General features: G+C 66.7%; 11 protein-coding genes and 1 pseudogene. 4 read left to right on the top strand and 8 right to left on the bottom strand.

All coding sequences use genetic code 11. The annotated features are described in order from the left end of the window. The coding region (locus AC1D12_RS15940; protein WP_477841439.1) for a hypothetical protein at positions 1–599 on the top strand (599 nt) is incomplete at its 5' end. Positions 600–836: 237 nt separating this feature from the next. Here the strand turns inward: AC1D12_RS15940 and AC1D12_RS15935 are convergent. Both AC1D12_RS15935 and AC1D12_RS15930 read right to left on the bottom strand, forming a co-directional pair. Further along, a complete protein-coding gene (locus tag AC1D12_RS15935) occupies positions 837–1,649 on the bottom strand; it encodes an alpha/beta fold hydrolase (RefSeq protein WP_477841437.1) in 813 nt (270 codons plus the stop codon). A gap of 78 nt (positions 1,650–1,727) precedes the next feature. After that, complete coding sequence (locus AC1D12_RS15930) at positions 1,728–1,985, bottom strand: helix-turn-helix transcriptional regulator (RefSeq protein WP_047511611.1); 258 nt, start codon at positions 1,983–1,985, stop codon at positions 1,728–1,730. A gap of 153 nt (positions 1,986–2,138) precedes the next feature. Here AC1D12_RS15930 and AC1D12_RS15925 point away from each other — a divergent pair, with 153 nt between their 5' ends. The 3 genes from AC1D12_RS15925 to AC1D12_RS15915 are packed head-to-tail and all read left to right on the top strand — an operon-like array spanning position 2,139 to position 4,197. Beyond that, a complete protein-coding gene (locus AC1D12_RS15925; RefSeq protein WP_477828962.1) occupies positions 2,139–2,510 on the top strand; it encodes a DUF3892 domain-containing protein in 372 nt (123 codons plus the stop codon). A gap of 24 nt (positions 2,511–2,534) precedes the next feature. Continuing rightward, entirely contained in the window at positions 2,535–3,485 is a 951-nt protein-coding gene (gene pip / locus AC1D12_RS15920; RefSeq protein ID WP_477841435.1) for a prolyl aminopeptidase, read from the top strand. Further along, complete coding sequence (locus AC1D12_RS15915) at positions 3,475–4,197, top strand: class I SAM-dependent methyltransferase (protein WP_477827928.1); 723 nt, start codon at positions 3,475–3,477, stop codon at positions 4,195–4,197. The genes pip and AC1D12_RS15915 overlap by 11 nt, the downstream gene beginning before the upstream one ends. Here the strand turns inward: AC1D12_RS15915 and AC1D12_RS15910 are convergent, their stop codons facing one another. From AC1D12_RS15910 to AC1D12_RS15885, 6 genes and pseudogenes are all read right to left on the bottom strand, one after another. Then, complete coding sequence (locus tag AC1D12_RS15910; RefSeq protein ID WP_477827927.1) at positions 4,198–5,037, bottom strand: YihY family inner membrane protein; 840 nt, start codon at positions 5,035–5,037, stop codon at positions 4,198–4,200. 117 nt (positions 5,038–5,154) lie between these two features. Beyond that, positions 5,155–6,732 carry an alkyl hydroperoxide reductase subunit F gene (gene ahpF, locus AC1D12_RS15905; RefSeq protein ID WP_465112393.1) on the bottom strand — a complete coding sequence of 526 codons (1,578 nt, stop codon included), beginning with the start codon at positions 6,730–6,732 and terminating at the stop codon, positions 5,155–5,157. Positions 6,733–6,847: 115 nt separating this feature from the next. Further along, positions 6,848–7,411: an alkyl hydroperoxide reductase subunit C gene (gene ahpC, locus AC1D12_RS15900; RefSeq protein ID WP_047511617.1), complete on the bottom strand. Its 564-nt coding sequence runs from the start codon at positions 7,409–7,411 to the stop codon at positions 6,848–6,850. A 153-nt stretch (positions 7,412–7,564) separates the two neighbouring features. Continuing rightward, complete coding sequence (gene dnaN / locus AC1D12_RS15895) at positions 7,565–8,680, bottom strand: DNA polymerase III subunit beta (protein WP_477827749.1); 1,116 nt, start codon at positions 8,678–8,680, stop codon at positions 7,565–7,567. A gap of 11 nt (positions 8,681–8,691) precedes the next feature. Further along, positions 8,692–8,880, bottom strand: coding sequence for a plasmid-related protein (locus tag AC1D12_RS15890; RefSeq protein WP_465112395.1), 189 nt, complete (start codon positions 8,878–8,880; stop codon positions 8,692–8,694). A 61-nt stretch (positions 8,881–8,941) separates the two neighbouring features. Next, positions 8,942–9,197, bottom strand: a pseudogene (locus tag AC1D12_RS15885) (plasmid replication/partition related protein); the annotation flags it as partial.

The following is a 9,197-nucleotide window of genomic DNA, read 5'->3' as shown; positions in this document are numbered from 1 at the left end:
TCATCACACGCACGGGAGCTCAATTCCAGCAGGTGCATGGCACTGCGGATAATCACTTCGCGCACGTCGCGCCAAGCAGCTTGAACTTGAATGGCAAGCCGCTGCATGCAATGTTTTCCACCCAGTCTGCTAGAGACCACATCGAGCGCATCTTTGGTATGGGCGTCATGGCGCCTCCAGACTGGAAATCGCTGGGAACGTACCCCCAAGTTCCGGCAGTCCAGAACCGCACGGACGTGACAGCCGAAAGTCACCATTCTTCCGCCGGGTTGGTAGCTGCCTTCGAATCCATGTGTCGGGTGGCGGCCAACTCAGGCAAGTGGCTTGGGAACGGGAAGCACCAGCACAACAAGACCTCACTCGCTGACTACATTGAACAGAACTTCAATGCCGTCTGGAAGCCAGCTGCTCTTGCAGCATATGCAGGTGCTCAAGCATCGATTGCTGCTGGGAGCTCAACTGGAACGACCGCTGTTCACCAAGTATCTCTACTTGCAGTTCAGTTATCCACTTTACAGACAGCGAGATTTGACTACGGAGAAATAGCTCAGTCCGTACTCGATTCAACCGCCAATGAACAGTGGAACGAGAGCAAGTAGCTGCACCACCAATGCGCCATAACATGTCGGTCAACCGGATCCGCCACGGCATGCAAACCGGGTCGCGCAGCCGCCTTCGTTCACCATCGACCGCAGGGCCTGGCCGTCCTCACGCGTCGCTCCTGTTACCTCTACGTTGAGTGACCGCTTCCGGGCGTCGATTCCGTTTGGCTGCATGACCGCACCCGCTGCAAAGCGGCCACTCGATCCTTGAGGCTACGCTCTCCGCGTGCCCACTCAGCTTGCGACAGTCACCTGCTTCGCGGCCTCAAGAATCACCCCCGCAATCTCCCGCGGATGACTGATCAACGACACATGGCTCGACGCGATCTCGATCGTCTTCGCCTTCATCCGCGCAGCCACGAACCGTTGCAATTCCGGCGAGGTCGTCCGATCCTGCGTCGACACCGCATACCAGCTCGGCTTGCTGCGCCAGGCGGCCACCGTGGTGCGTGACGCAAACAGCGTCTCCGCAATGCGCCCCTGCAGCGCATACAGCACGCGCGCCTTCTCAGCTGGCACATCCCCCGCAAAGTCCCGCAAGAACGCCTCTTCGCTCAGCTGCGCGAACCCACCCGACTTGACGAGCCCAGCGCTCGCCGGCGGCGTCGGAAACTTGGCGGCCAGCGCGCCGTAGTCTTCCCCCGCATCAGGCGCCCGCGCGGCCACGTAGACCAGCCCCGCAACCTTCGGATCGACCCCAGCCTCGCTGATCACCGTGCCGGCCCACGAGTGGCCGACCAGCAGCGTCGGCCCGTCTTGCAGCGCCAGGATGCGCTGTGTGGCCGCCACGTYGTCGGCCAGTGACGTAAGCGGGTTCTGCACCGCCGTGGCGCGCAGCCCGGCGCGCTGCAGCAGCGCGATCACGTCGGACCAGCACGACCCATCGGCATACGCGCCGTGCACGAGCACGACGTTGCGCACGCCCGGTGCTGGCGCGGCCATGGTGGGCGAAGGCGCCGATGCAGATTGAGCCGAAGCAAGGCGCGCCGTGGCAGCAAGCCCGACCGTGGCGGCGATACGCGTGGAGAACTGGCGACGAGTGAACATGCGGATTCCCATGAGGAGTGAGGATCCGGATGCGTCGCGCCCGGCGCGCGGCTTCTTACACCGCTCGCGCGAGGTCCCTCAAGCCTCGTCGAGGTCGGTGAACTTGTCGGGGTCGACCAGATCGCGCAACGGCACGCGCAGCGCATCGGCCAGGCGCCCCATGTTGTCGATCGAGATGTTGCGGCGCCCGAGTTCCACGCTGCTGACGTAGGGGCGTGCGATGCCCGCTTCCAGGCCGAGCGCTTCCTGCGACATCTCCCGCGCGCGCCGCACCCGGCGCAGGTTGCGTGCGAACACGTCGCGGGACGACAGCTTCTTGCCGGGACTCTTTTTCATCCGGGAAGGATTGCGGCGTCTGCACAAGTCCTCCACCATCTTTGGGTTTCGAAGTGTTAACTTTGGGATTCCAAGTGAAGTCTTTGGATTGTTTTTTGAACTTCAAGGGCTTCATTCAGAGCCGCATCGGAAGCAGACGAAGGGAAACCTGGCATGAAGGGCTACGAGATCAACTGCATCACCCTGTCCACGCGCCCCCCGCACCACGACCTCATCACCCACATCGGCCACAGCCAGCTCAAATGGCGCATCGACATCGCCCAGGCCATCCGCTGCATGGACCGCGACATCGAGCGCTACTACGTGGTCGATCGCCTGCGCCGTCAGTGGGTCTACCTCGATGTCGTGCGCGAGCCCGGCCAGCTGCCGCACCTGCGCGCCCGCACCGAGCGCGGCGAGTGGGCCGATCACCTGCTGGCGCTGCCGCACTGCGGCCCCGATTGCGGGGCACCGCCCGCCAAACCCTGCCGCGCCGGCGACCGGTTCCACCCGCTGCGGCCGTGTTGCCCTTGCCGCTGCCGCTGATGTTTTCGCCTAAAGTCAGCGCGCATGACGCTGCGCACCCACTACCCACCCATCGAGCCCCTGGAAACAGGGTTCCTGCCAGCCGGCAACCTGCACTCGCTCTACTGGGAGCGCAGCGGCAATCCCGCCGGCATCCCGGTCATCTTCGTGCACGGCGGCCCCGGGGCCGGCACTTCGGCGAAGGACCGCGGCTTCTTCGATCCCGCCCGCTACCACATCGTGCTGCTCGATCAGCGCGGTGCCGGCAAGTCCACGCCCTCCGGCGAATGCCGCGAGAACACCACCGCGTTGCTGATCGCCGACCTGGAGCGCCTGCGCGAGCACCTGGGCATCGCGCAGTGGCTGGTGTTCGGCGGCTCGTGGGGCTCCACGCTGTCGCTGGCCTATGCGCAGGCGCACCCCGAGCGCTGCCTCGGCCTGATCCTGCGCGGCATCTGGCTCGCCAGCACCGAGGAGCAGCAGTGGTGGCTGCACGGCATGCGGCAGTTCTATCCGAAGGAGTGGGAAGCGTTCGCCGGCGCCATTCCGCCCGAGGAACGCGGTGACCTGCTCGCGGCCTACCAGCGCCGCCTGAGCGACCCCGACCCCGCCGTGCACGCCGCCGCCGCGCGCGCCTGGAGCCACTACGAAGGCGCCTGCCTGCGGCTCATCCCGCTGCCGGCCGAGCCGCTGCGGCCGGAGGACGCCGTCTTCGAGCTGAACCTCGCGCGGCTCGAGGCGCACTACTTCGCCAACGGAGCCTTCCTCACGCCCAACCAACTGCTCGACGGCGTGCCGCGCATCGCCCACCTGCCTTGCACCATCGTGCACGGCCGCTACGACGTGATCTGCCCGGTGCGCTATGCCTTCGCGCTGGCCGATGCATGGCCCTCGGCCAAGCTGGTCGTGGTGCCCGATGCCGGGCATTCGTCGATGGAGCCTGGCATCACGTCGGAGCTGGTGGCCGCCACCGACGCATTCGCCGATGGCCGATGAACTGATCTGCGGCGAAGAGCCCGTGCTGGCCATGCTCGACGGCTGGTTCGCCGGCCGCGCGGGCGACTGGTGGGAAGGCTTCTACGCGGATCGCCAGAAGCCGGTGCCGTTCTTCGGCGACGCACCGGACGAGAACCTCGCCGAATGGGCCGATGCGCATGCAGCCCCCGGCCTGCGGGCGCTGGACATCGGCTGCGGCAACGGCCGCAACGCGCGCTTCCTCGCCCGATGCGGCTTCGATGTCGAAGGCGTCGACTACGCGCAGGCGGCGATCGATTGGGCCACGCAGCGTGCGAACGAATTCGGCGTGGCGGTGCAGTGGCACTGCAAGTCGGTCTTCGAGCTCGGCATGCCTGCAGGCAGCTTCGACCTCGTCTACGACTCCGGCTGCTTCCACCACCTGGCCCCGCATCGGCGGCACACCTATGTGCGGCTGGTCAGCGAGGCGCTGCGTCCGGGCGGCTGGTTCGGCCTGGTGTGCTTTCGGCCGGAAGGCGGCAGCGGGCTGACGGACGCCGAGGTCTACGAGCGCCGCACGCTGGGCGGCGGCCTGGGCTACACCGAAGAACAACTGCGTGCGATCTGGGCCACCGGGCTCGAGGTGCAGGGCACACGGCGCATGCTGAAGCCACCGCCGGGCGCGGAGGTGTTCGGCGAGGAGTTTCTGTCGGTGCTGTGGGCGCGCAAGCCGCTGGAACCGGTCGGCGGTTGATCAGGCCTTGGCCAGCTTCTTGTCGGGCTTCCTGTTCGCGGGCTGCTTCCGTGCTCGCGCCAGGTTCGACGTCACCAACGCCGCCGCCAACGTCACCAGCCACGAGAAGTACACCCACAGCAGGAACACCGGAAACGCCGCGAAGGTGCCGTACACCGTCTTGTAGGTCGGCAGCTTCAGCACATAGGCCGCGAAGCCGCGCTTGCCCAGCTCGAACGCGATGCCGGCGATCAGGCCACCGACGATCGCATCGCGCTTGCGCACGCGGGTGTTCGGCATGAAGTGGAAGAGGGCGGCCATCGCGATCGAGCCGATCAGCGCCGGCCCGAGCGTCAGCCCGAACTTGGCCCACGGCGGCAGCGTCTCGATCAGCCCGGCCGAGGCACTCACCGCGTACGACGTGGCCCACAGGCTCACGCCCAGCAGCGGCGGGCCGAACCCGATCATCAGCAGGTACATGCCGACGCGCTTCAGGAACGGCCGGTTCTTCTTCACCTTCCAGATCTGGTTCAGCGCGTTCTCGACGGTCAGCAGCAGCGCCACTGCGGTGACCACCAGGAACAGCGAGCCGACCAGCGTCAGCCCGTTCGCGTTGGTCGCGAACTGCGCCAGGTAGCGCAGCACGGTGCGCGAGATCTCCTCGGGCAGCAGGCTGCGCAGCAGATGCTCCTCGATCGCGTCCTCAAGTCGCTTGAACATCGGGAAGCGCGTGAAGAGCGCAAAGCACACCGCGAGAAACGGCACCACCGACAGCACGGTCGTGAAGGTGAGGCTGCCGGCGATCTGCGGCAGCCGCTCGGCCCGGGCGCGCTGGATCGTGAGTCGGGTGAGGTGGATCATCGGCGGGCATTCTGCCCTTGAGAGGCCGCTTCCCGGGTTGTCACCCGGGCTACGAATGCCGTAGCCCGGATGCAGCGCAGCGAAATCCGGGAATGCTGCGCAACTCGCTCAGGTCGCTCAGGCCGCCACCGGCGTGCGGATCAGGTGATCGAACGCCGACAGCGCCGCCTTCGCCCCATCGCCCGCGGCGATGATGATCTGCTTGAACGGCACCGTCGTCGCATCGCCGGCTGCGAACACGCCCGGCTGGTTCGTCGCGCCGCGCGCGTCGACGATGATCTCGCCGTACTTGCTCAGCTCCAGCGTGCCCTTCAGGAACTCGGTGTTGGGCACCAGGCCGATCTGCACGAACACGCCGGCCAGCTCCACGCGGTGCTCGGCACCCGTCGCGCGGTCCTTGAAGACCAGGCCATTGACCTTCTGCCCGTCGCCGGTGATCTCGGTCGTCTGCGCGTTGGTGTGCACCGTCACGTTCGGCAGGCTGTGCAGCTTCTTCACGAGCACCGCATCGGCCTTCAGCGCGTCGGCGAACTCCACCACGGTGACGTGCGCCACGATGCCGGCCAGGTCRATCGCCGCYTCGACGCCCGAGTTGCCGCCGCCGATCACCGCGACCGGCTTGCCCTTGAACAGCGGGCCGTCGCAGTGCGGGCAGTAGGCCACGCCCTTGTTCTTGTACTCGGCCTCGCCAGGCACGTTCACGTTGCGCCAGCGCGCGCCGGTCGAGAGGATCACGCTGCGGCTCTTCAACGCCGCGCCGTTCTCCAGCGTCACGGTGATCTCGCCGCCCGGTTGCGCGGCCGGCTCCAGCGCCGCGACGCGCTGGCCGTTCATGATGTCGACCTCGTAGACGCGCGCATGCGCTTCCAGCGCGGCCGCGAACTTCGGGCCCTGCGTCTCGAGGATCGACACGTAGTTCTCGATGCCCAGCGTGTCCAGCGTCTGGCCGCCGAAGCGCTCGGCGACGATGCCGGTGCGGATGCCCTTGCGCGCCGCATACACGGCCGCCGCCGCGCCGGCCGGGCCGCCGCCGACGATCAGCACGTCGAACGCGTCCTTCTGGCCCAGCTTGGCCGCCACGCGCGCCGAAGCACCGGTGTCGACCTTGGTCAGGATCTCCGAGACCTCCATGCGGCCCGAGCCGAACACCTCGCCGTTCAGGTAGACGGTCGGYACGGCCATGATCTGGCGGCCTTCCACTTCGTCCTGGAACAGGCCGCCGTCGATCGCGACGTGCTTGATGCGCGGGTTCAGCACCGCCATCAGGTTCAGCGCCTGCACGACGTCGGGGCAGTTGTGGCAGGTCAGCGACATGTAGGTCTCGAACACGAAGTCGCCGCCATCCTCGCGGGTCAGCGACTTGATCTGCTCGATCACTTCGGCCTCGACCTTCGGCGGGTGGCCGCCGGCCTGCAGCAGCGCCAGCACCAGCGACGTGAACTCATGGCCCATCGGGATCGCGGCGAAGCGCACGCCCATCCCGGCACCGGCACGGCTGATGTTGAACGAGGGGCGGCGCGTGTCGGTGCCGTCCAGGCGCAGGCTCACCAGCTCGCTCAGGCCGGCGATCTCCTCGAGCAGCTCGCGCATCTCGCGCGAAGCGGGACGGTCATCGAGCGACGCCACCAGTTCAACCGGCTGCGTCAGGCGTTGCAGGTAGCCCTTGAGCTGGGCCTGGAGGGTGGCGTCCAACATGGTGATCGTCCTTTGTTTCGTGTTATTCGGGAAAGCCGGGGAAAGCTCCGCCCAGGACCCCGCCCGAAGGCGGGGCCGCAGAGCGGCAGAACAGGGAAAAAGCGAGAGAGAGGTCTTAGATCTTGCCGACGAGGTCGAGCGACGGCGTCAGCGTGGCGGCGCCTTCGTTCCACTTGGCCGGGCAGACCTGGCCAGGGTTCTTGGCAACGTACTGCGCGGCCTTCAGCTTGCGCAGGGTTTCCTTCACGTCACGCGCGATCGCGTTGTCGTGCACTTCGACGGTCTTGATGACGCCATCGGGGTTGATCACGAAGGTGCCGCGCAGCGCCAGGCCTTCTTCCTCGATGTGCACGCCGAATGCGCGCGTCAGCTTGTGCGTCGGGTCGCCGATCAGCGGGAACTTGGCCTTGCCGACGGCCGGCGAGGTCTCGTGCCACACCTTGTGCGCGAAGTGGGTGTCGGTCGTGACGATGTAGACCTCGGTGCCCAGCTTCTGGAATTCGGCGTAGTTGTCGGCAGCGTCTTCGACTTCGGTCGGGCAGTTGAAGGTGAAGGCGGCCGGCATGAAGATCAGCGTCGACCACTTGCCCTTCAGGCTCGCTTCGGTGACTTCGATGAACTTGCCGTTGTGGAAGGCTTCGACCTTGAACGGTTGGACTTGGGTGTTGATCAGCGACATCGGGTGATTTCCTTGGTGCTCTGTGGGTAGAAAAACGAACTAGCGGGACGAATTTTGACCGCACTGCAGCATTTGCGGGATTAATTGACTGAATCAAGTCGATGGAGAAAAACTATTGATCGGAAGGGCCCGATTCACGTCGGAGTCTTCACGTCAGAGCCGCATCGGGCTGACCACGTACTTGAAGTCGCTGCGCTCGGGAAAGGTGAACAACACCGCCGAGGCGGCATCCTGCAGCGCCATCGTCACCATCTCGGCGTCGGTCTCGCCGAGCACCTCGGTCAGGTAGGTCACGTTGAAGCCGATCTCGAGGGGCGCGCCGCCGTAGTCGACATCGATGTCTTCGTCGGCCTCCTCGCGCTCGGCGTTGCTCGAGACGATGCGCAGCGCACCCGGCGCGAGGCTCAGCCGGATGCCGCGGAACTTGTCGCTGGTCATCAGCGAGGCGCGCTGCAGGCATTCGAGCAGCGCGGCGCGGCCGAGCGTCACGGCATGCGGGTTGGCCTTCGGGATCGCGCGGTTGAAGTCGGGGTAGCGGCCCTCGATCAGCTTGGTGATGAAGCTGATGCCGTTGAGCTCGAAGCTGGCCTGTGCGGGCGCGAGCCGGATCTCGACGCCGGCGCTGCCGTCGCCCTGGTCGTCGAGCAGGTGGCGCTGCAGCTCGTGCACCGCCTTGCGCGGCAGGATCACCTGCTGTGCCGGCAGTTCGGCGTCGACCGTTGCCTCGGCCAGCGCGAGCCGGTTGCCGTCGGTCGCGACGAGCCGCACGAGACGGCCGTCGGTGTTGAACAGCACGCCGTTCAGGAAGTAGCGGATGTCGTGCGCCGCCATCGCGAAGCTCACCTGGTCGACCAGCGACTTCAGCACGTGCTGCGGCAGGCGCAGCGTGGTGGCATGCGGCGCCCGCGCGACCAGCGGGAACTGCTCGGCCGGCAGCGTGTGCAGCGTGAAGCGGCTGCGCCCGCCCTGCAGCCGCAGGCGGCCGGGTTCGGCGGTCAGCGTGACGATCTGGTCGGGCGGCATCGCCTTCAGGATGTCGATCAGCTTGCGCGCCGACACGGTGGTGGCGAACTCGCCGGCATCGCCGCCCAGTTCGACCGCGTGGCCGACCTCGATGTCGAGGTCCGAGGTGATCAGCGCGATCGACGGGCCGCTCTTGCGGATCAGCACGTTGGCGAGCACGGGCAGGGTGTGCCGCCGCTCGACGATGCCGCAGACGGCCTGCAGCGCGCCGAGCAACTTCGCCTGGGTGTCCTTCAGCACGATCATGGCCGGCTCCTTCACGGCCGTTCGGGCTTGGACTGCCCAAACAGCTGCGCCTGCTCGGCGGAGTGCTTGGCCGCGAAGCTGCGCATGAAGTCGCGCAGCACTTCGGCGGCCGCCAGGCCCTGCGACTGGCAGGCCTGCACGAAGGCATCTCGCAGATCCCGCTCGATGCGGATCCGCATGCCGGCGTCTTTGGTGTTCATCGGGGTCTCCGGTTATGGATACACATATGTGTATCCATTGCAGCGGAAACTATACCGTGGATCAGAACGGCGCGGTGTCGGCCTCGCCGGCGTGGGCGCGCAGCTGGGCGTGCAGGTCGGCGATCTTCAGCTTCAGCGCAGCGTTCTCGGCGGTCAGGGCGGTGACACGCTGGCGCAGCGAGTCGACGGTGTCGGCGCCGTCGTGCGGCTGCGCTGGCGGTGATTCCTGCTGCGCCTGTGGTGCTGCCGTGGACTCCTCGGCCGGCGCCTTGCGGCGCGATTCGCGCGCCCGCTTGGCGGCCTGCTTCAGCTCGTCC

Source organism: Rhizobacter sp. P1_G5, from assembly GCF_056405435.1.
This window is presented reverse-complemented; position numbering and strand designations above follow the sequence as displayed.

Coding starts and splice junctions, on each gene's coding strand:
- AC1D12_RS15930 (WP_047511611.1), bottom strand. CDS start 1,985: ATGAAAAAGAGTCCCGGCAAGAAGCTGTCGTCCCGCGACGTGTTCGCA.
- AC1D12_RS15925 (WP_477828962.1), top strand. CDS start 2,139: ATGAAGGGCTACGAGATCAACTGCATCACCCTGTCCACGCGCCCCCCG.
- pip (WP_477841435.1), top strand. CDS start 2,535: ATGACGCTGCGCACCCACTACCCACCCATCGAGCCCCTGGAAACAGGG.
- AC1D12_RS15915 (WP_477827928.1), top strand. CDS start 3,475: ATGGCCGATGAACTGATCTGCGGCGAAGAGCCCGTGCTGGCCATGCTC.
- AC1D12_RS15910 (WP_477827927.1), bottom strand. CDS start 5,037: ATGATCCACCTCACCCGACTCACGATCCAGCGCGCCCGGGCCGAGCGG.
- ahpC (WP_047511617.1), bottom strand. CDS start 7,411: ATGTCGCTGATCAACACCCAAGTCCAACCGTTCAAGGTCGAAGCCTTC.
- dnaN (WP_477827749.1), bottom strand. CDS start 8,680: ATGATCGTGCTGAAGGACACCCAGGCGAAGTTGCTCGGCGCGCTGCAG.
- AC1D12_RS15890 (WP_465112395.1), bottom strand. CDS start 8,880: ATGAACACCAAAGACGCCGGCATGCGGATCCGCATCGAGCGGGATCTG.